The organism is Sinorhizobium sp. 22678 (assembly GCF_052044265.1).
In the GTDB taxonomy this organism is placed as follows: Bacteria; Pseudomonadota; Alphaproteobacteria; order Rhizobiales; family Rhizobiaceae; genus Sinorhizobium; species Sinorhizobium meliloti_A.
In genome coordinates, this window is record NZ_JBQEMS010000006.1 from 279,115 (window position 1) to 300,895 (window position 21,781).

Genomic DNA, 21,781 nt, shown 5'->3' on the forward strand with positions numbered 1-21,781 from the left:
GTTTTCGTTGCATTGAGACGATTCGGAGGCAGGCTCGACAACAACTTACTTTTGCGCAGAAGTGTTGCCTTTCGGCCAAAGCCTGAAGCGCGACGCCTCGAATGGATTTGCCACGCGCATCAGCCGCCGTTGACGAGATTGAGGATGAGCTGGTGAACATTGCCGCCGTCGCTGAGCTCGGCCCTGTCGAAGTCGCGGCTCTTCTGTCTTTGCGTGCGGGAGATTTCGCCGAGCCGCTTCGTCATTTCGGATTTGATCTTGCGGCATTGCGGATCGTCGGCAACGGTAAGGCCCACGGTAGCGGCCTCGATGGCGCTCACCATCTCCTTGATGAAGTCGCCATGGACCAGCTCATGCTTTCTCACGCCGGCGATGAAGGTCTGCCAGTGGGCCTCAATATTGGCGGGCAGCTTTCCGGCAAGTTTCGGCAGCGTATAGGTGATGGTGAGCTTCGGCAGCGCCGACGCCAGCACGCAGGCCCCGTCTCGCTCCTCATATTTCCGCCTCCAGGTGAGCTTGAAGCTCGTATGGGCGATCGCGCGCCCGAGGCCGCCCACCTGCGGTCCTCGTTCGCCGATGGAAGCATAGAGCTCCGGCCCGGACTGACCGGTGATCGCGTAAGTCTCTGTCTTTTCGACCGCCCGCCATTCCCCCCGGGCGGCCGCCGGCATCAGCAGAAGACAGGCCAACAGAAAACAAGTTCGACGGCCCGCCAAGCCAACCCCCACGAAAACCTTCATTGAATGCCGGCGCAACCTAACGGGGATGGGTCCGGCTTTCAATCGTCCCGATCTGCCCCTGCGCGGCAGCTGCCGGTCAGACGCTGCTCAACAGGAGACTGGTCTCGCTGTTGGCCACACCGTCGATCATTCGCACCTCGCGCAGGATCCGGTCGAATTCGGAGAGATTAGCTGCCCGTATGTTGGCGACCAGATCCCAGTTGCCGTTGGTGGTGTGCAGCGTATAAATCTCGGGCATGCCGCGCAGTTTGCGAACAACCTGCGTCGTCGACTTCCCCACAACCTCGATCATCATCACCGCATGAACCGTGTTGAGGTCGTAGTCTTCCCTGACGCGCACCGTGAACCCGAGAAGCGTCCCGGTCTCCAGCAGGCGATCCAGGCGATTTTGCACGGTGCCACGCGCCACGCCCAGCGCGTCGGAAAGTTTGGAAAGTGATGCCCGGCCGTCGGCGCGCAGATGCGCAATGATCCGGCGGTCCAGATCATCCGGGGTGTATTTTGCAACGACTGAATCGCCAACCGCTGTTCTGCTCATATTGCACAATCCGACTGGAAAAATCGCTCAATTCGGTGCCGAAATTAGCACATGTTTGCGCTTTCGACCAGCGCACGCAATCGCTACCCTGTCCTGGAGTACAGCAAGCCGCCAAGAGGAATCCCCATGTTCTCCCCGCTTCCTTCAGCCAAGGCCATGGTGCCCTTCGTCAGCGTCGACAACATGATGCGCCTCGTGCATCACCTCGGTGTGGAAACGGTTCTGGCGGAACTCACGGACGCCATCGAGGCGGACTTCCGCCGCTGGGAAAGTTTCGACAAGACGCCGCGCGTCGCCAGCCACTCGCGCGACGGCGTGATCGAGCTGATGCCGACCTCGGACGGCAGGATCTACAGTTTCAAATATGTCAACGGTCACCCGAAGAACACCGCCGAGGGGCTGCAGACGGTGACCGCATTCGGGCTGCTCGCCGAGGTTTCGACGGGCTATCCGGCACTGCTGACCGAGATGACGATACTGACGGCGCTCAGAACTGCCGCAACCTCGGCAATGGCTGCCCGGCACCTGGCGCCGAAGAATGCACGCACCATGGCTATGATCGGCAACGGCGCGCAGGCCGAGTTCCAGGCCCTGGCGATGAAGGCCGTCTGCGGCATCGACACCATCCGCCTTTACGATATCGACCCGCGCGCAACGGAAAAGGCCGCCCGCAACCTCGAGGGTTCCGGGCTCAGGATCGTGTCCTGCAGGTCCGCCCAGGAAGCGATCGAAGGCGCCGAGATCGTCACCACCTGTACGGCTGATAAGCAGTTCGCCACGATTCTCACCGATAACATGGTCGGCGCCGGCGTCCACATCAACGCAATCGGCGGCGATTGCCCCGGCAAGACGGAATTGCATCGCGATATCCTGAAGCGCTCGGACGTCTTCGTCGAATATCCGCCGCAGACCCGGATCGAGGGCGAAATCCAGCAGATGGCACCCGATTTTCCCGTGACCGAATTTTGGAAGGTCGTCACGGGCGAGGCGCAGGGCCGGCGCGACGCCCGCCAGATCACCCTCTTCGACAGTGTCGGCTTCGCGATCGAGGATTTCTCTGCGCTCCGCTACGTCCGCGATCGCCTCCCCGGAACCGACTTCTATCAGAACCTCGACATGATCGCCGACCCAGATGACCCGCGCGACCTGTTCGGTATGCTGCTGCGGGCAAAAGAGAGCGAAGAAGCCGTCTAAGCCCTGTCGAGGTTCGGGCCACCCGCCGCCGCTTTTTTTGATTTCCTCATCCTTGTGCTCGATGTTTAGCCCGGACACAGGAATGAGGGTAGAGAGGGTGCGGTCCCTCGGCGCGGTTTCATAAACCGTGAAGATAGCGAGGCGGCGCGGACGGTCCCGGGTCACGCCCGTATGCAGCGTCCCGTTTCGCTTCGATGTAGTAGCCGCACATCCCCGGTCCCTCATTCCTGTGCTTGTCACAGGAACCCAGCCAGACCAAGTCCTTGGGCTGAAAGAACGTTTTCCGCGCCGCAGACGCGGCGCTGCTGGATCCCTGTGACGAGCACAATGATGAGGACGGAGAGGGTGCGGTCCCTCGGCGCGATTCATTGCGTCACAGGTTGACCATTCCCCGCCCGGGCGGCACCGCTTCACCGGGCCTGCAGACGCAACATCGCCTTTCGAGCATCCTCGACGAGCGCATGGCCGGGATGACGGCGGATGAAACGCTCGTAGGCCTCCACCGTATTTTCCGCCCGTGCGGCCTCGAACTCCGATCGCACGGCCCGCTCGTAGTCGGGTGGCTTCTGCATATCCGCTCCGTTTGGCTTCATCGCGCCTTGCGCCATGGCCGGAGACATTGCCGTAAATCCCAGCACAAGCAACTGCGCAATTTTGCGAAATGTCACGAACCGCTCCAATTTTACGGCATCCCTACGATAATAGTAGCCAATGTCGCTGATAATTGCTAATCAGAACATACAACAATAGCGGGAATGTCGCATGAGCGGCGCCGGAAAGTCTCTTAAGTTCGTCAAAGCAACCGGAAACAGCGTCGTTGATGCGTTGCTGACAGGAGACGCATGGAGCGGTACGATAACCTATGCATTCCCGACATGGCGCGGAAGCTACGGCTACGGGTTCGAAAAATACTACGGGTTTACTTCGATATCGGCGGCACAGGCGAAAACAGCGCTTTTCGCCATGGAGCAATCCTACGGTTCGGCGGCCAATGACGGCTTTTCGGTCGAAGGATTCACCAATGCCAGCTTCAAGGTGGGAAGCGCCAGCACCGCGACGATCCGGTTTGCGCAATCGTGGCTGCCGGACACCGCCTATGCTTACCTGCCGGCGCTCGATGCCTCCGGCGGCGACATCTGGTTCGGCACGGCCTATGCCGGCACGGCGGACGACTACCGCAAGCCGGTCGCGGGCAATTACGCATGGCACACGCTCCTGCACGAGCTCGGCCACGCACTCGGCCTGAAGCACGGCCATGAAGGTGACGTCTACGGCGCCTCGCCCGCACGATACGACTCGATCGAATATTCGATCATGACCTATCGTGGCTATATCGGCGCCGACGAGGGCTACTATTACGAGCAGTTCGGCGCGCCGCAGACCTTCATGATGGCCAACATCGCCGCGCTTCAGGAAATGTACGGCGCCGATTTCACGACCAATGCCGGCAATACGGTGTATAAGTGGACGCCGGGCGGCGGCACCACTTTCGTGAACGGCTGGGCCGGGATTTCGCCCGGCGCGAACCGCATCTTCGCAACCATCTGGGACGGCGGCGGCAACGACACCTACGATTTGAGCGCCTATACCAACGCCCTCAAGATCGATCTCAGGCCGGGCAGCGCTTCGACCTTCAGCATCGACCAGCTGGCCTGGCTCGGCGGCGGCCCGAATGGCGGCTTTGCCGCCGGCAACATTTTCAATGCGCTGCTTTACCATGGCGATGCGCGCTCACTGATCGAAAACGTCAAGGGAGGTTCGTCCGGCGACTCGATCATGGGCAACCAGGCAGCCAATGTGCTGTGGGGTTACGGGGGCAATGACAGGCTGAACGGAGACACGGGCAACGACACGCTCTATGGCGGCTCCGGTTCCGACAGAATCTACGGCGGAAAAGGCAACGACAAGCTCTACGGGGAATCCGGCAACGACCTGCTCTATGCCGCCGCGGGCGCGGATCGTCTGAACGGGGGCAGCGGTAGCGACAGCTTCACTTTCAAGGCGCTCTCGGATTCGACGGTGGCAAAGTCCGGGCGCGACACCATTTTCGATTTTACGGCAAAGTCCGACAGGATCGATCTCTCTGCGATCGATGCCAATACGTCCTCCGCCGGCGACCAGGCGTTTGGCTTCGTGGGAAGCGCCGCCTTCGGCGGCAAGAAGGGTGAGCTACGCTACGTCCGCGATGTCTCCGACACCTATATCTACGGCGACGTGAACGGCGACAGGAAGGCGGATTTCGCGATACACCTGGACGATGCCGTCACCCTCCAGAAGGGCTATTTCGTCCTCTAGACCGCCTGAACCGGCTGGACACACACAGGACGCACCCACCCCTTGCAGCATCGCAGATTACAATCGAAAGCAAGTGACTGCGCAGCCGCAGGGGCGCGGCACCGCAGGAGTTCGACGCGACGCCTGCGGCCGGCGTCGACAGGCCTCGGAGTATCCCATCGGCCCGATTTGCAGTGACAAACCCGCTTCCCTATTTGCCGCAGCCCCGCTAGCATGAGAAAGAGAAGCAATTTCAAGTTGCGCCGGTCGAAGTGTAGGGGTGGCTTGAGCCGAGATAGATGGTGTGATCCACGCGACGCGTGCGGGGGTCCGCTTGAGGGGAGCATTGCATGCGTGTTTCGAGAATTCTGGCTGCCGGTCTGACTTGCGGACTGCTCGCCGTCAGCGTCATGGCGGGAAATGCGCAGGCGCAACAGCCGCCTCCCTCGGTTACCGTCGCGCCGGCCGCGGTCATGGACCTGCGCGAAAGCGTCGGCCTGACCGGCAAGGTCGTCGCTGTTCAAAAGGTGGACATCCGCGCCCGCGTGTCCGGATTCCTCGAGAAGGTCAATTTCGAGGATGGGCAGAAGGTCTCGGCGGGAACAGTCCTTTACCAGGTGGAAGACGGTGCCTATCGCGCCGCGCTGCAGGAGATCGACGGTTCGATCGCGGCAGCGGAGGCTCAACGGGACCTCGCCGTTCTCGAACGTGACCGTGCCCAGCGGTTGATCTCCACCAATACCGTCGCGCAGGCGACGCTCGACACTGCGAATGCGCAACTGAAGAAGGCCGAGGCCGATATACTGCGCCTCAAGGGCAGTAAGCAGAATGCCGAGCTCAATCTTTCCTACACGAAGATCCTCGCGCCGTTCGACGGCGTTGTCGGCCTGACCAGCGTCGATGTCGGCGCCCTGGTCACGCCGGACAGCGGAGCGCTCGTGACGCTGACGCGTCTCGACCCGATCTATGTCGAGTTTCCCGTCGCGACATCCCTTTATTTCTCCTACCGCGAGCGCGTCGAAAAGGGTGAGATGTCCGGCGGCGCCAATGTCAGCATTACGCTTCCGAACGGTACCGATTACCCGGAGAAAGGCACAATAGACTTCGTCGCGAGCACGGTCTCGCAAGGGACCGACACCGTTACGGTTCGCGCCGAGTTTCCCAATCCCCGTGGGGCGCTTCTCGACGGGACGCTCGTCAGGGTCGTTCTCGAGCAGTCCGATCGGCAGGACGTGCTGGCCGTACCGCAACAGGCGGTCCAGCGCGACCAGCAGGGCGCCTTTGTCATGGTGGTCGACGCCAACTCCAAGGTCGAGCTTCGCCGCGTCGACGTCAGCCGCTCCAGCCGCGGCCAGGCCGTCGTCGCCAAGGGACTGAAGGAGGGAGAAAACGTCATAACCGAGGGTGTGGGCAAGGTTCGGCCGGGCATCGTGGTGGACGCCGTCGCCGCAACCACGACGGGTGGCTGAGCCATGATCTCCGGGATCTTCATCGATCGTCCGCGCTTTGCCGCGGTCATTTCCATCGTGCTCACGCTCGCGGGGCTGATCGCCCTGACGAGGCTGCCGATTGCACAGTTCCCCGATATCGTCCCGCCGCAGGTCAGCGTGACCGCGAGCTATCCCGGCGCAGGCGCCGACGTGGTCGAGGCCACCGTCGCTCAGCCGTTGGAAAGCAAGGTCGTCGGCGTCGACAACATGCTCTACATGAAATCGACGAGCGGCGCCGACGGGACCTACTCGCTGACGGTGACCTTTGCCGTCGGCACCGATCCGGATATCGCCACCGTCAACGTGCAGAACCGCGTCGCGCTTGCCGAGCCGGTGCTGCCGGCCGAAGTCAAGCAGAGCGGCGTCAGCGTCAAGAAGCAGTCATCCTCGCTCATGCAGGTGATCGCCATCCACGGCGAGAATGACGAGTTCGACAATCTGTTCCTCTCGAACTACGCCACGATCAACGTGCTCGACACGATCAAGCGCGTGCCGGGGGTCGGCGACGCGACGCTCTTCGGTGCCCAGGACTATTCGATGCGGATCGTCCTCGACATCGATCGGCTGACAAATCTGGGGCTGACGCCGACGGATGTGGTCAACGCCCTGAAGACCCAGAACGTCCAGGCGGCGATCGGCCGCATCGGCGCGCAGCCGATGACCGACGATCCGCTGTTCCAGCTGAACATACAGACGCAGGGCCGGCTCACCGATCCCGCCCAGTTCGAGGACGTCGTGCTTCGGGCAGAGGCGGACGGGTCCTTCGTGCGCATCCGCGACGTCGCGCGCGTCGAACTGGGTTCTGTGACCTCCGACTCCACCGCCCGCATCAACGGCAAGCCCGTGGCGATGATCGGCACCTATCAGGCGCCGGGCGCCAATGCGCTCGCCGCCACGGAGGGCGTGCAGCAGGCGATGGAGCGCCTGGCCCAGGCCTTCCCGGAGGGGCTCACCTATACGGTCTCCTACGACACGTCCGATTTCGTCGAGGCGAGCGTGGAGAATGTCGAGCACACCCTGTTCGAAGCCTTCGCACTCGTCATCGTCGTCGTCTTCCTCTTTCTCGGCAATTGGCGCGCAACACTGATTCCGCTCATCGCCGTCCCGGTGGCGCTCGTCGGCACCTTCGCCGTGATCCTGGCGATGGGCTTTTCGCTCAACACGGTTTCGCTTCTGGCGCTGGTGCTCGCCATCGGCATCGTCGTCGACGATGCGATCGTGGTGGTGGAAAACGTCGAGCGCGTCATGGAGGAAAACCCCGGCATGAGCGCGGCGCAGGCCGCGCGCCTCGCCATGGGAGAAATCACCGGGGCGATCGTCGCCATCACGCTCGTGCTGCTTTCGGTGTTCGTACCGGTGGCATTCATTCCTGGCCTGAGCGGGCAGCTCTTCCAGCAGTTCGCCGTCGCCGTTTCGGTGTCGATGGTCATTTCCGCGATCAACGCACTGACCCTCAGCCCGGCCCTCTGCGCGATCCTCCTGAAGCCCCATCACGGGCCGAAGCGCGGCGTCCTCGGATGGATTTCGCGGGGTATCGACCGTACCCGCAACGGCTATGCGCATGTCGCAGGCGGCATTGCGCGCAGGGCCGTCATCGGCTTGGTCCTCCTTGCCGTTGCGATCGGCGCCAGCGGCTGGCTGTTCCGGGTCGTGCCGACCGGGTTCCTCCCCAGCGAGGATCAAGGCGCCTTCTTTGCCGAAATCCGCCTTCCGGAAGGTGCCTCCTTCAACAGGACCGACGCCGTGGTGCGCGAGGTCGAAACAATGCTCGGCGAAATCGAGGGCGTGGCGAACGTCACGACCGTCACCGGCTACAGCTTCCTCGACGGAATCGCCAAATCCAGCAGCGCGTTCGCGATCGTGACCATGAAGCCCTTCGCCGAACGCCAGAGCGAAAGCGCATCTGTCAATGCCGCGATCGGCACGGTGATGGCCAAGGGTGCGGCAATCCGCAATGCCCAGGTTTTCGCCTTCAACCTGCCGCCCATTATCGGTCTCGGCACCGGCTCCGGCTTCGAGTATCAGCTGCTTGACCTCCAGGGCCGATCGCCGGCCGAGCTTGCCGCGACGGCAGGCGGATTGATGGTGGCCGCCAACCAGAACCCGCAGCTCGGACCTACATTCAGCACCTATTCGGCAAGCTCGCCGCAGCTCTATCTGGATCTCGACCGCGATCGCCTGCAGGCGCTCGGGGTCTCTGTGAGCGATCTTTTCGCGACGCTGCAGGGCACGCTCGGATCCTATTACGTCAACGACTTCAATCTTTTCGGCCGGAGCTGGAAAGTCACCATGCAGGCGGCCGAAGCGGATCGCGATGCGGTCGACGACATCTCCCGGCTGCATGTACGCAATGCCGCGGGCGATATGGTCCCGGTGGCCTCGGTCGCGCGCGTGGACTACATCGTCGGGCCGCAATCGATCGTGCGGTACAACAATTACCGCTCCATCACGCTCAACGGCCAGCCGGCCCCGGGCGTCTCCTCGGGTGAGGCGCTGGCCGCGATGGAACAGGTCTCCGCCGCCACGCTGCCGCCGGGCTACAGCTTCGAGTGGACGGGGACGGCACTGCAGGAACTCGAAGCCGCGGGCCAGACGACGGTGATCCTCGCACTGGCCCTGTTCTTCGCCTATCTCTTCCTCGTGGCTCTTTACGAAAGCTGGACGATCCCCATACCGGTTCTGCTTTCGGTCTCCGTCGGCGTAGCAGGCGCTCTCGTCGCCGTGCTGCTGGCAGGGCTCTCCTTCGACATCTATGCCCAGATCGGCCTCGTCGTGCTGATCGCGCTCGCGTCCAAGAACGCGATCCTGATCGTCGAATTCGCCAAGTTCCAGCGGGAGAAGGGGGTGCCGATCGTCGATGCCGCCGTGGAGGGCGCGCGCACCCGTTTCCGTGCGGTGATGATGACCAGCTTTGCCTTCATCATGGGGCTGATCCCGCTCGTCACGGCCGAAGGCGCCGGCATGCTCAGCCGCCGTGCCGTCGGCACGGGGGTTGCCGGGGGCATGCTCGCCGCATCGCTCCTCGGAATTTTCATCATTCCGGCGCTCTATGTCGTATTCCAGTGGTTGCGCGAGAGGGGGCACAAGCTCGCGGGCCTGTCGTCACACACGGCAGGCGATGCGGCAGAAGATGCCCGGAACCAAGAGGGAGCCGAACCGGCTCAGCCCGCCGGACACGACCGGGGCGCTGCCGGCTGAGCCTACATCTCCACGAGAAAATAGGGAGTGGGCCCATAGGGCGTGTCGTTCGAGAGGCGGAAGGCGACGCGCCCGCTGCCGCTGTCGACGGGCGGATAGACGGTGCCGTCGAGGCCTACCGGTGACACGCTCCATCTGGCAGAGGTTCGTGCCAGTTCGAGATCGACATAGCCCTTCCGGATTCTCGCCGGCAGCGCGCCGAAATCCTCGATCACCTTCTCTTCGCTGTCGCGAAAGACCATGCCGGTGTTCTGCGCATCGGTTGCAAAGATCAAAAGCAGGCGCCGGCTTTCGGAAAGCGTGCCTTGAGCGTCGATAGCCGAAAGCGCCACGAGACCGTTGCCGTCCGCCTGTCCGATGCGCATGAGACCGAGATCGATCGGTTCACGCAGAGAGGAGAAGGCTGCCGCTTCCGTAGCGGGCGTAGAAACACGGAGTTGCCCTGCCCGGCGGTCGAGCAGGACCTGACCTGTATCGCTTTCGTAAAATCCGCTTGTGGTGTCGGTGCGATTTTCAGTCGCGAGAATGTGTTCGTCGCGGAGTGCGGCAAGGATTGTTCCGGCGTCCCGGTCGCGTGGTTGCGTGACACCGCTTTCTCCACCGGACGGGTCTGCCCGCAGCAGGCCGATGCGCCCGACCAGCGCCAGATCGGTCAATCGCTCCGGCTCGCGGGCCTGCATGTCCTCGCCGAGATCCTCCTCGCCGCGAACTGAGAAGGGGATCGTAATGGGGGAGGTCGTCACGTCGCCGCGACGAAAGACGAGTGCGCTGAGCGTCTCGCCGGCGCGCGCCACGGGATCGAGCGCAATCGCATAGGGAAGCATCGCCTTCTTGTGCGGAAAGGGTTCGCCATAGGCGAGCGCGATCGGCCCGTGGCCGTGACGGCAAAGCACGTCCCAGCCCTGGAGTGCGGCATAGGCCGGCATTGTCAGGCCCGCCTCGTAGCGATAGCGGTTCCAGAAGAGATGGTCGTATTCGCTGACGATGAAAGGTTTTCCAAGCCACCGCGCCGCGGCGATCATGCGCATGTAGCTGGCGCCGTCTGCAAGCGAACTTGCCTGCGTCAAAGCGCTTCCCGCAGAATAGCCCCCGACCCAATCGTGATAGGTGTTCATGGTCACGGCGTCGAGATCGCGCCGGCTGAGCGCCGTCTGCACCGTCGGCCAATTGTTGTAGGTGCTGATCAGGCCGCGATAGCCCAAATCGCGCAGGACCTGGCTCATGCGTGCGGCGGAGGCGCGCTCGGTTTCGACGAAGAAGGCCTGAAGATCGCGCATCCGAGGACCGTCTGCGTAGCGATTGGCGGGAAGCCTCACCGATGCCGTTTCGACCCGCTCGTCGGCACCGAGATCTCCCCAGGCGCTCGCGAGCCCTTCCGTCGTGCCGTAGCGTGCCGAAAGCCAGCGGTTGAATGGTTCCGCCAGCGCCTCGTCATAGGCGGGCTTTTCGGGCCGCTCACGCACGACGCTGTCGAACTCCATGCCGTTTTCATTGGCAAGGATCACCAATGCGAGCGCGTCGTCGCGGATGGTCGCCGTCCCCGTATAGGGATTGACGCTCGCGAGAAACGTCTCCTGCAGCTTGCTCCAGTGCGCAACGGCCTCTTCGTCGAGGTGCAGCCGGAGCTTGAGATCGCCGTTTGCGTCCCATCGGTCGTCGTGGCCGCCGTAGGCGCCGCGCGGAGACGAAAGTCCATCGATGATCCAGTAGATGCCGTTGCGCTTCAGCGCCGCCAGCAGGTAATGGACACGATCCAGCGTCTCCGGATCGAAATCGAAATCCTTCTGCCTGCCGAACATAAGGCTGGCATCGACGAAATGGAGCCGGGCGATGTTGTATCCGTGCATCGCAAGCTGGCGGGCGTAGCGCTCGGCGCCGTCATGGTCCGGAAAGCCGCCGGATGCCGGACTCCAGGCGAGCGACGCGCATAGCATTCTGACCGGTTGTTCCGGCGCCTTGGCAAAGGCCAGCCGGCCATCCGGACCTGCAACGAGGCGGCTGTCCGCGTCGATCGAAGCGTTCGGCAGCAAGGACGAGAAATCGAGCGGACTGCCGGCGCGGACTTCGAGCGAGACCTCGCGAACCGGCACCCATTCAGAGGCACTGGCGGCCGGGGACAGCCACGTGCAAAGCAGCGCCGCCGCGAGCGATGGCCTCCTCATGCCCTCTGTCCGAGAACCGGTTCACGGGGAGAGGACTCCCCGGGAGGGGCCTTTGCGAGGATCGTGCTTTCGATCGGTTCGGCAGGCAGCCGCCGGGTTCGCAGGAAGCCGACAGGAAGCGCTGCCGCATGGAAGAACCAGGCGACGACCGTATAGAGGCCCATGCTGAGGCCGCCCTTTCGGAAGCTGACGGCGAGAACGGCGGCCGCGAAACTCGCGCAGACGGCGGCGAGGGCCATGAGCAAATCGGGCAGCAGCAGGATCAGGCCGAGGCAGGCGAGCCACCAGAGATAGACGAGAGCCCAGAGTTTCAACTCCGGCAGTTCCCGCAACAGCTGAAAGAAATAGGGCTTGCCGAGAGAAGCGCGCAGAAGCTCGCCTATCCCGTAGAGATATTTGGTCTTCCAGCGTCGAACGAGCAGCCGGTAGGAATTGACCGTGTGGCCGAAGTGCTGGACGAAACGGCGGTCGAGCCGGTAAAGCCTCCAGCCGGCACTTCTGAGGCGGATGCCGAGATCGAATTCCTCGTAGCCGTGCAGGTTGCGGTCCGAGAGGTAGCCGACGTCCTCGACGGCACTGCGCCTGTAGAGCCCGCCGCCGTTCATGCGATCGATCGGACCCGTCCGGTTCTCGGGCGCATTGCGGCTGACGCGGCGCGCGAATTCGAGGTTCGAGATGTGCATTTCCTCCACATGTCCGGTAACGCCTGCCATGGCCGGATTGTCGGCCAGGAAGCGGACGGCGTCTTTGAGGAAGGCAGCGTCGAGCAGCATGTCGCCGTCGATGAGACAGACGTAATCATGGCGGGAATGCTGGAAGCCGAGCTGCGGGCCGATGCCGCAGCTCGGTCGCGCGGGCGGGGCGATCTGGGCGATGATGACGGGATACTGCGAGGCGATCTCGACCGTGCGGTCGCAGGAGCCGCTGTCGGCGATGATGACCTCGCCGCCCATGTCCTGAAGCGCTGCGAGCGCGCTCTCGACGGTTGCGGCAATCCGCTTCTCTTCATTCAATGTCTTGATGATGATGGATATGGTCAAGAGAGCCCCCAAAATCGCGCGGCGAAGGTCTATCCGCGGTGGTTTGCGCTTTGGTTCATGCCCGCGATTTTCGGCTGAAACCGGTGCCAAAGGCGGACGAGCAGCCAGCCGGCGCCGACACCGCAGCCCGCCCCCGCCATTTTGACCGAAAGGTCGATCAACCGTGCATGGCGGTCGGCGGCGAGCATCTGCGTGAGCTCCAGCCCGATTGCCGCCGCGAGCATAGCCGCCAGAACGGCAAGCACGTGCCGGGGAAAGGCGATCGCGAACATGAGACCCGTCAGCCCGAATGCTCCGAACCGTTCAAGCTGCACCGAGCTGCCCATGTGCGGACGCAGGTCGAGCGGAGAGAGGGTCGAATAGGCAATGACGCCAAGAAGCAGCCACGCAAGTACCGATGCGATGCGCCTGACATTCATTTCGTCACCGCCCGGTAGACGTCGAGCGTCTTCAGTGCCACGCTCGACCAGCTATAGACGGTTTCGACGCGCTCGGTCTGCGCGAGCACCTCTTGTTCGTCGGGGGGATTGGCGATCTTTTCGGCGATGGCAGACGAAAGCGCGTCGACGTTCCCCAGCGGAAAATAATCGTCGGCGGGCAGGCCGAGTTGCCGGTTGGCAACGATGTCGCTTGCCAGAACCGGGAGACCATGGGCCATCGCCTCCAGAAGCGCGATCGGCATGCCTTCATGGCTCGACGGCAGCACGAAGAGCGCCGCATTGGCGAAGAGTTCCGCCAGGCGATCGCCAGTCTGGAACCCCGTCAAGACGACGCCCGGCACGCGGCTGGCCAGCGCCCGTACTTCCTCTTCGTAGGCGCCCGCGAATTCCGCACCGCCCGCAAGCACGAGATCGAATCCGCTATTTTCAAGTTTTGCATATGCCTGGATGAGATCGATCTGCCGCTTCTCCGGAACAAGCCGCGCCGCAAGCAGGATATAGCGCCGTCGCAACAGACGGAATTCGCCGAGAATGCCGGTTTCGCCGCTGGGGCGCGAAACGGTGACGCCATTCGGCACCAAAGACACCGGTACGCGATAGCGTTCGCCCATCGTGTCGGCGATATCCCTGGAGATTGCGATGCGGCCTTGCGCGAGCCGCATTCCCATGCGTTCACCCGCTCGCAACATCCTCCTGGCGAAAGCCCCCCATTTCTGCCGGTCGTAGTCGTAGCCGTGGTGGGTCACGACGACGTTCAGGCGCATCAGCCGGGCGAGCGGTACCAGGAGCGCCGGGCCGACGGCGTGGATGTGCAGGATATCCGGGCGCCGCAGCGCCGCATAGCATACACCGAGGAAGGTATGGACGATGGCCTCGAGTGCCATCATACGTGGAGACCAGAGGGAAGTGACGCGAATTCCGTTCCAGGCATGCGGCGCGCGGCCCGGAAGATAGCGCCGGCGTCCGACGACCTCGACATCCCAACCGTGCGCGACCAGCCTGCCTGCGAGCATCTCCACGTGCTTTTCCACGCCGCCCTGAACGTTCGGAATGCCACGAAGCCCGAGCATCATCACGCGGCGGCGCTCTATCGGCAGTGCACGATAAGCGCTTGCAGGCATGCTCGCGGTTACCCCGCCCGGCATTGCCGACGCATCCGGCCCTGCCGAAGGTCGATCTCGGGAAACCCCCGATCTTCTGCTCATGGTTGTTGCGCCCCAGCGATAACCCAATTCGCATCTTTTACGAGCAGAAGACTTACCATCCCGGTAAGACGGTCATTAGATTCGTAGAGGTCTGACCGAAAATCAGACGGTGATGGGCGAGCGTTGCGAATGTGCTCGTCACAGGAATGAGGATCGGAGGAGAAGCCTCAGGCGACGCCGATCGCCCCATAAAGCTCGAGCGTCCTCTCGCGGTAGGCGGCGGCGGAGAATTCGCTCGCGACCCAGGACCGGGCGGCCGCCCCCATGCGGGCGCGTTCCGTCGGCGAAAGTGCCGCCATTTCGCACAGGGCTCTGGCGAGGTCCCCGGCGTCCCCCGGAGCCGCAAGCAGACCGGTCTCGCCTTCCCTGACCATTTCCGGAATGCCGCCGATCGCCGCGCCGATCACCGGGCGCCGAAGCGCGTAGGTTTCGAGCACGCTGATCGGCGCGTTTTCGTACCATTCCGACGGCAGCACGAGCGCGCGGGACTCGCCGATCAGCCTGTGCAGCTTCTCGCCCGAGAGATAGCCGGCGAAAGTCACGTCCGCCTTGAGCTCGGCCGCGAGGCGGCGAAGTGTTTGCTCCTCCGGACCGGTGCCGGCGATGACCAGCCGCTGGTTCGACAAAGCCGCCGCTTTGATCAGGGTCGTGAGGCCCTTTTCCGGCGCCAACCGGCCGGCAAAGGCGAAATAATCGCCCTCCTGCCAAGCACCGGAAAGAGCCGTGACATCGACGAAATTGGCGATATGAACCATCTTCTCGCGCGGCCAGCCCCATTCGGCGAGCTTTTCCAGATAGAAGCGGCTTGGCACGACCAGCCGGTCCACCTTGTCGCGGTAGAGCCCGAGCAAGCGGTGCAGCACCGTTTCCGCGAGCACCACCGCGCTCAGAGGGGCCGAACCCTTCACGCAGCGATGACGCAGGACATTGTAGACCCTGCCGCCGCGACAGTCCTCGCATACCCTGCCGTCCCGCAGCATCTTATAGGAGGGGCAGGCGAGCTTCAGGTCGTGGACCGTCATCACCACCGGAATGCCGGCGGCTTTCAGGGTCGAGAAGATCGCCGGCGACAGGTGATGATAGACATTGTGCGCGTGGGCGACCGAAGGGCGGGCGCGTTCTATCAGCCGGCCGAGATTGCGCTGCGCCTCGAGCGAATAGATGACGCTCGCCGCCTGGACGGCCTTCCGCAGGAGACCGCTTCGGCGGCCGTATTCTATCTCCGAGACGAAATAATCCGACCAGGGCGAGGATTCGTTGAGATCATGCTGCATGGCGAAGGGAACGATGTCCCAGCCGATCTCGCCGAACATGCTCATATGGTCGAAGAAGACCGCCTCCGCTCCGCCGCGGCGGTAGAAATAGTTGTTGATCGCAAGAAGGCGCTTCCCGGTCACCAGGGCCTCCTTACCAGCCGATCCGGTCAGCGGCGCTGTCGACGGGAAGGATGCAGCATCCCTTTTCGGCGGCGTAGCGGACCAGATGGTCGAAGGTGTCGGGGGTGCAGCCGTAGTTCGTGGGCCGCGGGGCGATGTCGTGAGTGAAGAAGATCAGCCAGCCGGGACGCTCGGCGACATCGTCTATCCAGCGCGTCAGCGCGCGCGCCCCATCCTCCGGCTGGCGTATCTCGACGCCCTTGAGCATCATCGGGTCGACGACACCGCGGTTGATGTCCTCGCCCCCTGCCCGGCACGTTCGGTAGCGGCGGCGGAGCTCGGCCCGTGCCAACGGCCAGGCAGCGTTGTAGGGGAAAGCAAAATTCGAGGCAGCCGGAGAAACGCCGACCTGCTTCAGATACTCGGCATTGCGGTCGAGATCGGTGCCAAGGCCGGCAATGTCACGCAATCTTCGGTGAGCGAAGGTGTGGCAGCCGATCTCGTGTCCGCGGGCGAGCAACTCGCTGCACCCTTCGGGCGTGATCAGCCTTCGATCCGGCTCCACCTGCCCGGCAAGCCCGCCCGCTATATAGAAGGTGCCGCGGGCTCCATACTTCTCGAGGATGGCTGCGCCCGCGCCAAGTGCGCTGTCGGGAACATCGTCGAAGGTGAAGGAGACGAGCGGGACCTCCGTCTCCAACCGGCGCCGGGCTCCCGCCAGCTTCCAGATCGCCCGGTTCGCCAGCCTGTCGACGAGCGGACCGAGCCCGCTCAGCTTCTCAAGCATGCGCTACCCTCCCCTGACGAACGCGTGCAGGAGCAGCCGCCAGTTCCGCGCTCGACTGCAACGACAGTCCATAGAGCGCGACCATGAATGTGAACCACAGAAGGCTCCCGCCCTCGAAGAAGAGACTTTCGAGGCCGGCGTTGAAGATCGTGTAGAGCCATATGCGGACGAACAGCCTCGTCAGATGCGAATGCTCGCGCTCCGGAGCGATGCGGGCGATCTTTCGAAGCGGCAGGAAAAGGATCCAGATCAGGGTCAGGGCGAGGCCCGGGAAGCCCGTCATCAGGGCAATGTCGAGATAGGAATTGTGACCGTTGGCGGCAGCGACGGCCCAGGTCTCGACCGAGCCGCCGCTATAAACCAGTTCTTCCGTCTGCCAGAAACCCTTGAAGCCATAGCCCGTGAGAGGCTGTTCGGCGAGCGCGCCGAAGGCGAAACGCCAGATATCGGCGCGATTGGTAAAGGTCGCATCGATGCCGAGCCCGCTGATGAATTCGCCGAGCGGGGAGAAGACGGCGGAGCCCACCGCGAAGAGATTAAAAAGACCGACGCCGCCGACGGCAATCGGGAGGCGGAGAAAGCGCACCTTCTCGAACATGAGCGCGAGCAGCAGAATGGCCGGCAGCATCGCGGTCGACGTCTTACCCCCGGTATTGACGAGGAAGACGAAGGACAGCGCGACGATCACGATCCCGGCAAACCTCGACCAGATGTTCATGACGTAAAGGCCGATGAAGGCTGCGATCACCATGGCAGCCGCGGCGCTGTTCTTGTGGGGAAAGTGGCCGCGCCACAGGCCGGCATTCATCGGCTCGCGCAGTTCTGACGCCTGATGGATCGCGAGCAACGGCTTGAAGACGATGCCGTAGTAGGCGACCGCGAGCATGATGAGGATGCCGATGCCGAGCATCTTGGCGAAGTGGCGTTCCGAAGCCGGCAACAACAGGTAGACGCTGGCATTGACGGTAACCATCAACGCGAGGATCGCACCCTTGATGCCGAGCATCGGATGCGCCGACAACAGCGAAACAAAGATGAACCAGGAAAGGAGCATCGCCAGCAGCGCGCGCGGCTGCAGGATCGTTTGCCGCAAAGGGTGGACCAGGCCGTAGCCCAGCATTCCGGTAAAAAGCAGGAGCGAGATGATCTGGTTCAACCGGTTGGAATTGCCGGCGGAAGGGTCCAGCACCGCCTCGCCCGTCAGATCCACGAATGGATTGATGGAGATCCAGAAGAACAGGAAGATCGCCATGAACAGCACGGTACCGACACGCGCCTTTACCGCATTCGTCGGCTCGACCTCTCCGTAGCCCGCGCGTTCCATCTCCCGGGCTCCTCAGGCAGCCACGTGGGTCTTGCCGCGAAGGAATTTCCAGAGGCCGAGGGCAAGTGCCGCGGCGATGCCGATTGCGAGACCCAGAACGGCGCCGCCGATCAGCAGGATCAAGGTACGCGGGGGCCAGCTTCGCGCGTTTGGCGGCAGGGCCCGCGAGATGACGCGAATATTCGTGGTGTCGATCTGCTGGCGTTCGGTGATCTGCTGCGCACGTGCCAGATGGGTTTCGTAGATCGCCGCCTTGCTGCGCGCGTCGCGTTCGAGGTCACGAAGCTGCACCTGGGCCTGGTTATCGGTGAAGACGTTCGATTTTTCGTCGTCCGCCTTGCCGCGGAGCGCATCGAGCGCCTTTTGCTCCCGGTCGAAGTCGGCCTTCGCGCGCTCCAGAATGCGGCGGGCTTCATCCTTCATCGCCGCTTCCAGCGCCGTGCGCTCCGAGCGCGCGGCAACGAGCCGCGGATGCCGCTCGCCATAGGTGAGCTGCATGGAGCCTATCTGCTGCTGCAAGGCATTATACTGCTGGCGCAGATTGGTCATGTTTGCCGACTCGAACACCGAGGCGCTGGCCGTCTGGCCCTCGGCAACGGCCGCACTCATCTGCCTGTAACGCGTTTCCGCCTGGATGAAACGCTGCTGACCGTCGAGCACCTGGGTGTTGAGCTCACTCGAAAGCTGATTGCTGACGAGCTCGCCATTGGTGGATTGCAGGCCGTTCTCACGCCGGAAATCCTCGACCCTCTTCTCCGCTTCGGTGACGTTGCGCCGCAGCTCATCGAGTCGTTCGTTCAGGTTCTGCGCCACCCGGCCGGCGCTCTCGGCGGCCGACTGAAAGAGTTCAGCCTCGAATGCCTCGACGATCGCGTCCGAAAGGGCGATTGCCTTGGCCGGTTCTTCGCTCCACACCTTCAGGATCACGACGAAGGAACGTTCCTCCCGGCGCGCCTCGACCCTTTCGGACAGAGCGCGCATGGCCACCAGTTCCTTGTCCGCCTTGGCGTCCCGCGGCGCAATGAGCGTCTTCATCCAGTCGAGGAATGTCGGCCTGACGAATTCGGGATCGTCCGCAAGCCGCAGCTCGTCGATGACGCGTTGGAGGACGTTGCGCGAGGTCAGTATCCGGAGCTTGCTCTCGACCTCCAGCAACTGCGCGTCGCGCTGAGGATTGGTCGTGAAGACGTCGTCGCTGACGACGTTGAGATTGGAAGGGTCAACCACGAGATCGGTATAGACCGTGTATCGCGGCGTCGCCGCCACGGCATAGGCAAAGGCGGCGGCAACCGACAGGACGAGCGCGAGCACGATCCAGCGGGCGCCGTTGCGCAGCCACGCGATGAGGTCATTAACCCCGATGCTGCCCAGGAGGTGGAGTTGCGGGAAGAAATCCGCGACGGAGGAAGGCTGCTCCTCAAGAGCGCGCGCCTGATGGGCGGGGACGGGATCCACCACACGGGCGGAGGTGCTATCCTCTGCCTCCGCGGGGGCCTCTTCGCGAGCGGCCTCTTCCGTTACCGCGGGCACGAGGTCGAGCAACGACCCTCCGCCCGCGCGAAGGCGCTGATGTGGCCTTTCCAGGCGTAATCCCAGTCCCTCGGGCTCGCTGCGCCGATACATCCGCTTTCCCCATCCCCTCGGAGCCACCAAGGTGCTTATTGCCGTATAAGCAATTCCCCATGCGGATTTAGGGCCTGCAGGGTGAATATTCGGTTAAGCGGAACTGTTCGGACGGTAACCTTTTGGGCAGGCCAATGCTCCTCTACGGGCACTGGTTCGTTTCCGCTGGGGAACTTCGACCTGCTTCCACAGTTTCTGTAGAATGCCCGACCTGACCAGCTATGCCGCGTTTCTGGGCGCCGTGCTTGCCTATCAATTGTCCGGAGTCGGCCCGGACATGATGCTTGTCATCAGCCGCGGCATCGGCCAGGGCCGACGGGCTGCGCTTGCAACCGCTATCGGATGCGTCGCGGCGGGCTTCGTCCAGATACCCTTGCTTGCCATGGGCCTTGCCACGGTCGTGGCGTCCTCGCCGCTCCTCTACAAGGCCATGCAATTTATCGGAGCGGCCTATCTGATTTATGTCGGGGTGCGGTTCTTGACGGCCAGCAGTAAGACCTTGCTGCGCGAAGCGCTGGGCCGCGCCACGTCTCCATCGCTTCTCGCCCCCTTCAGGCAGGGTGTGATCTGCAATCTGACGAATCCGACGTCGCTTTCCTTTATGCTCGCGATCCTTCCGCAATTCGTGGCACCGTCCGCCGGATCGCCGGCCCTGCAATTCTTCATCCTCGGAGTTACGATGAAAGCCACCGGGCTGCTGGTCCTTGGTGCGGTGGCCCTCACCTCAGGCACATTCAGCAATTGGTTGTCGCACAGCAGTGCCTTTGTGGCGTGGCAGCAGCGCATTGCGGGCAGCATCATGATCGCGCTTGGCATACGGTTGCTGCTTTCTCCAGTCGCGCCCGCCCTTCACCGATGATCAGGACCGGCTGGAGCACTTCCGGGTAAAGCGGAATTCCTCAAGAGCACTCTTAAAAGTCGATCAGTTTCTGAACAGCTTCTTCTACCCGTACATTGTCACAAGGTCCAAGCGGCAAAATCGGCCGCGGGGGCAATGCCTGGAACACTCCGAGGATGCTCCCGATAGCGTACATCACGCGGAAACTGCCGAACTCCTTGAACAGTGCCCATAAGGGTTGAAATGCGGTGTCGATCCGATGCGCTTCCGCGCGATCGCCCCCTTTCGCCGCCCGAGTGAGTTTCGTTGCAGCCACGGGCAAAAGCCCGCCCACGACACTGAACCACGCATCAGCACCGGACAGGAGCGTACCTGCTGCGCCCCAATCGCCGCTATAGCCGATAGCAAAAGCTGCAGACGTGTTCGCACGCAGTCGAGCGATCTCACCCGCGAAATCTCCGTCGGCAGGCAACGGCATCTTCACTGCGGCAATATTCGGCACCTGCGAGAGCCGTGTGATCAGTTCCTCGCTGAAAACAAACCTGGTCGTGCCCGGATTATTGTAGATGCAGAGCGGCAAGTCGGAAACGCCGGCAACGGCAACGAAATGCTGATAAACTTCCTCCTCAGTCAGAGGCGTGTAGGATACGGGAGCCAGGAGAAGTCCATCTGCCCCGGCTTCCTTCGCGTCGCGCGCGAGCGCCTGAGCCTCGTTGGTCCTGAGTGCGCCGACGCCGACGATGAGGGGAACTCTGCCTCCCACGCATTCGACAGCGATCTCCACTGCCCGTCGCCGTTCACCGCGCGAGAGAAATGCGTAAGCCCCTGTGCTGCCGAGCAATCCAATCGAGTCCGCGCGTGCTAGTCGGATACGGTCGAGCAGTCGCGACAGCGCCTCTTCCGAAACTTTGCCGCCCACATCGGCGGGTGTGGGCGGGAACGCTGACAGGCCATCAAATAAAGCCGCAGGTGCCATCGTCATTTCCCATCGACTGCGTCAGAACAGGCCTCGCTCATATAACCGCGAATGATCGCCGGCAAGACATGCAACCAAAAATCCGTCGGCAGCCGGCTCCGGGTCACTCGTAGGCGTGTTGCCGCACGCTGCAGTCAACGATAAATTGCCATCAATGAAGAAAGGAAGCCGCATGGCGAACGTGACGATCCGCAACCTCGATGACGGGCTCAAGAAGCGCCTGCGCATTCGCGCCGCCGAGCATGGGCGTTCGATGGAGGACGAAGCGCGGGACGTCCTTCGCGCCGCGCTTTCGACTACCGAATACCGACCGGCCAATCTCGCTACAGTAATCCGCATCCGAATGGCGCCGCTCGCAGGCGTCATGCTTGACCTTCCGCAGCGCGAGCCCATCCGCTACGCACCGGATTTCTCCGAGTGATTATCTCGATACCAATGTGCCGTCGGAGCTGTTGGCACCCACCCTCTCCGTCGCGGTAGAGGCTGGCTCGCCTCCGTGGCAACCCGTAATGTCGCGGATCTCGCTGACACCGGTGTAACTATCATCAATCCCTGGGATCATCGGCCCTGAAAATA

18 protein-coding genes are annotated in these 21,781 nt (G+C 62.9%); 6 read left to right on the forward strand and 12 right to left on the reverse strand.

Going from position 1 to position 21,781, the window contains the following annotated elements; genetic code table 11:
* Nucleotides 1-119: 119 nt before the first annotated feature.
* Nucleotides 120-740 (reverse strand): DUF922 domain-containing Zn-dependent protease, encoded by a 621-nt coding sequence (locus ACTJKL_RS12105; protein WP_198516674.1) that lies wholly within the window; start codon nucleotides 738-740, stop codon nucleotides 120-122.
* Between the two features lie 76 nt (nucleotides 741-816).
* A complete protein-coding gene (locus ACTJKL_RS12110) occupies nucleotides 817-1,278 on the reverse strand; it encodes an Lrp/AsnC family transcriptional regulator (RefSeq protein ID WP_018099044.1) in 462 nt (153 codons plus the stop codon).
* 126 nt (nucleotides 1,279-1,404) lie between these two features.
* Here ACTJKL_RS12110 and ocd point away from each other — a divergent pair, with 126 nt between their 5' ends.
* Nucleotides 1,405-2,472 carry an ornithine cyclodeaminase gene (gene ocd / locus ACTJKL_RS12115; protein ID WP_440852953.1) on the forward strand — a complete coding sequence of 356 codons (1,068 nt, stop codon included), beginning with the start codon at nucleotides 1,405-1,407 and terminating at the stop codon, nucleotides 2,470-2,472.
* Nucleotides 2,473-2,882: 410 nt separating this feature from the next.
* Here ocd and ACTJKL_RS12120 read toward each other — a convergent pair whose 3' ends face one another.
* Nucleotides 2,883-3,152: a hypothetical protein gene (locus ACTJKL_RS12120; protein WP_440852954.1), complete on the reverse strand. Its 270-nt coding sequence runs from the start codon at nucleotides 3,150-3,152 to the stop codon at nucleotides 2,883-2,885.
* Nucleotides 3,153-3,234: 82 nt separating this feature from the next.
* Between ACTJKL_RS12120 and ACTJKL_RS12125 the strand changes: the two genes are divergently transcribed.
* From ACTJKL_RS12125 to ACTJKL_RS12135, 3 genes are all read left to right on the forward strand, one after another.
* Nucleotides 3,235-4,767 (forward strand): M10 family metallopeptidase, encoded by a 1,533-nt coding sequence (locus tag ACTJKL_RS12125; RefSeq protein ID WP_440852955.1) that lies wholly within the window; start codon nucleotides 3,235-3,237, stop codon nucleotides 4,765-4,767.
* Nucleotides 4,768-5,096: 329 nt separating this feature from the next.
* Nucleotides 5,097-6,215: an efflux RND transporter periplasmic adaptor subunit gene (locus ACTJKL_RS12130; RefSeq protein WP_440852956.1), complete on the forward strand. Its 1,119-nt coding sequence runs from the start codon at nucleotides 5,097-5,099 to the stop codon at nucleotides 6,213-6,215.
* A 3-nt stretch (nucleotides 6,216-6,218) separates the two neighbouring features.
* Nucleotides 6,219-9,434 carry an efflux RND transporter permease subunit gene (locus ACTJKL_RS12135; protein ID WP_440852957.1) on the forward strand — a complete coding sequence of 1,072 codons (3,216 nt, stop codon included), beginning with the start codon at nucleotides 6,219-6,221 and terminating at the stop codon, nucleotides 9,432-9,434.
* Between the two features lie 2 nt (nucleotides 9,435-9,436).
* Here ACTJKL_RS12135 and ACTJKL_RS12140 read toward each other — a convergent pair whose 3' ends face one another.
* The 8 genes from ACTJKL_RS12140 to ACTJKL_RS12175 form a co-directional block, all read right to left on the reverse strand.
* Nucleotides 9,437-11,596: a glycoside hydrolase gene (locus ACTJKL_RS12140; RefSeq protein ID WP_440852958.1), complete on the reverse strand. Its 2,160-nt coding sequence runs from the start codon at nucleotides 11,594-11,596 to the stop codon at nucleotides 9,437-9,439.
* Nucleotides 11,593-12,636 (reverse strand): glycosyltransferase family 2 protein, encoded by a 1,044-nt coding sequence (locus ACTJKL_RS12145; RefSeq protein ID WP_440852959.1) that lies wholly within the window; start codon nucleotides 12,634-12,636, stop codon nucleotides 11,593-11,595. Before ACTJKL_RS12145 ends, ACTJKL_RS12140 begins: the two co-directional genes overlap by 4 nt.
* Before the next feature lie 29 nt (nucleotides 12,637-12,665).
* A complete protein-coding gene (locus ACTJKL_RS12150) occupies nucleotides 12,666-13,055 on the reverse strand; it encodes a VanZ family protein (RefSeq protein ID WP_440852960.1) in 390 nt (129 codons plus the stop codon).
* Entirely contained in the window at nucleotides 13,052-14,221 is a 1,170-nt protein-coding gene (locus ACTJKL_RS12155; protein WP_440852961.1) for a glycosyltransferase family 4 protein, read from the reverse strand. Before ACTJKL_RS12155 ends, ACTJKL_RS12150 begins: the two co-directional genes overlap by 4 nt.
* 227 nt (nucleotides 14,222-14,448) lie before the next feature.
* Complete coding sequence (locus ACTJKL_RS12160) at nucleotides 14,449-15,678, reverse strand: glycosyltransferase family 4 protein (RefSeq protein ID WP_440852962.1); 1,230 nt, start codon at nucleotides 15,676-15,678, stop codon at nucleotides 14,449-14,451.
* A 10-nt stretch (nucleotides 15,679-15,688) separates the two neighbouring features.
* Nucleotides 15,689-16,444 (reverse strand): polysaccharide deacetylase family protein, encoded by a 756-nt coding sequence (locus ACTJKL_RS12165; protein WP_411922944.1) that lies wholly within the window; start codon nucleotides 16,442-16,444, stop codon nucleotides 15,689-15,691.
* Nucleotides 16,437-17,768, reverse strand: coding sequence for an O-antigen ligase family protein (locus ACTJKL_RS12170; protein ID WP_440852963.1), 1,332 nt, complete (start codon nucleotides 17,766-17,768; stop codon nucleotides 16,437-16,439). Before ACTJKL_RS12170 ends, ACTJKL_RS12165 begins: the two co-directional genes overlap by 8 nt.
* Before the next feature lie 12 nt (nucleotides 17,769-17,780).
* Nucleotides 17,781-19,391, reverse strand: a complete 1,611-nt coding sequence (locus ACTJKL_RS12175; protein ID WP_411922946.1) for a GumC family protein — start codon at nucleotides 19,389-19,391, stop codon at nucleotides 17,781-17,783.
* A gap of 202 nt (nucleotides 19,392-19,593) precedes the next feature.
* On the opposite strand from ACTJKL_RS12175, the gene ACTJKL_RS12180 reads away from it, so the two are divergent.
* Entirely contained in the window at nucleotides 19,594-20,250 is a 657-nt protein-coding gene (locus ACTJKL_RS12180; RefSeq protein WP_440852964.1) for a LysE family translocator, read from the forward strand.
* A gap of 52 nt (nucleotides 20,251-20,302) precedes the next feature.
* Here ACTJKL_RS12180 and ACTJKL_RS12185 read toward each other — a convergent pair whose 3' ends face one another.
* The gene (locus ACTJKL_RS12185) at nucleotides 20,303-21,205 is read right to left on the reverse strand and encodes a dihydrodipicolinate synthase family protein (protein ID WP_440852965.1); all 903 of its coding nucleotides are present in this window, start codon (nucleotides 21,203-21,205) and stop codon (nucleotides 20,303-20,305) included.
* 172 nt (nucleotides 21,206-21,377) lie between these two features.
* Between ACTJKL_RS12185 and ACTJKL_RS12190 the strand changes: the two genes are divergently transcribed.
* Nucleotides 21,378-21,626, forward strand: a complete 249-nt coding sequence (locus ACTJKL_RS12190; RefSeq protein WP_440852966.1) for a FitA-like ribbon-helix-helix domain-containing protein — start codon at nucleotides 21,378-21,380, stop codon at nucleotides 21,624-21,626.
* Nucleotides 21,627-21,781 lie beyond the last annotated feature (155 nt).

Excerpts from the sequence above, each read along its gene's own strand:
- ACTJKL_RS12105 (WP_198516674.1), bottom strand. The coding sequence starts at position 740 with ATGAAGGTTTTCGTGGGGGTTGGCTTGGCGGGCCGTCGAACTTGTTTT.
- ACTJKL_RS12110 (WP_018099044.1), bottom strand. The coding sequence starts at position 1,278 with ATGAGCAGAACAGCGGTTGGCGATTCAGTCGTTGCAAAATACACCCCG.
- ocd (WP_440852953.1), top strand. The coding sequence starts at position 1,405 with ATGTTCTCCCCGCTTCCTTCAGCCAAGGCCATGGTGCCCTTCGTCAGC.
- ACTJKL_RS12125 (WP_440852955.1), top strand. The coding sequence starts at position 3,235 with ATGAGCGGCGCCGGAAAGTCTCTTAAGTTCGTCAAAGCAACCGGAAAC.
- ACTJKL_RS12130 (WP_440852956.1), top strand. The coding sequence starts at position 5,097 with ATGCGTGTTTCGAGAATTCTGGCTGCCGGTCTGACTTGCGGACTGCTC.
- ACTJKL_RS12135 (WP_440852957.1), top strand. The coding sequence starts at position 6,219 with ATGATCTCCGGGATCTTCATCGATCGTCCGCGCTTTGCCGCGGTCATT.
- ACTJKL_RS12140 (WP_440852958.1), bottom strand. The coding sequence starts at position 11,596 with ATGAGGAGGCCATCGCTCGCGGCGGCGCTGCTTTGCACGTGGCTGTCC.
- ACTJKL_RS12150 (WP_440852960.1), bottom strand. The coding sequence starts at position 13,055 with ATGAATGTCAGGCGCATCGCATCGGTACTTGCGTGGCTGCTTCTTGGC.
- ACTJKL_RS12155 (WP_440852961.1), bottom strand. The coding sequence starts at position 14,221 with ATGCCGGGCGGGGTAACCGCGAGCATGCCTGCAAGCGCTTATCGTGCA.
- ACTJKL_RS12165 (WP_411922944.1), bottom strand. The coding sequence starts at position 16,444 with ATGCTTGAGAAGCTGAGCGGGCTCGGTCCGCTCGTCGACAGGCTGGCG.
- ACTJKL_RS12170 (WP_440852963.1), bottom strand. The coding sequence starts at position 17,768 with ATGGAACGCGCGGGCTACGGAGAGGTCGAGCCGACGAATGCGGTAAAG.
- ACTJKL_RS12175 (WP_411922946.1), bottom strand. The coding sequence starts at position 19,391 with ATGTATCGGCGCAGCGAGCCCGAGGGACTGGGATTACGCCTGGAAAGG.
- ACTJKL_RS12180 (WP_440852964.1), top strand. The coding sequence starts at position 19,594 with ATGCCCGACCTGACCAGCTATGCCGCGTTTCTGGGCGCCGTGCTTGCC.
- ACTJKL_RS12185 (WP_440852965.1), bottom strand. The coding sequence starts at position 21,205 with ATGGCACCTGCGGCTTTATTTGATGGCCTGTCAGCGTTCCCGCCCACA.
- ACTJKL_RS12190 (WP_440852966.1), top strand. The coding sequence starts at position 21,378 with ATGGCGAACGTGACGATCCGCAACCTCGATGACGGGCTCAAGAAGCGC.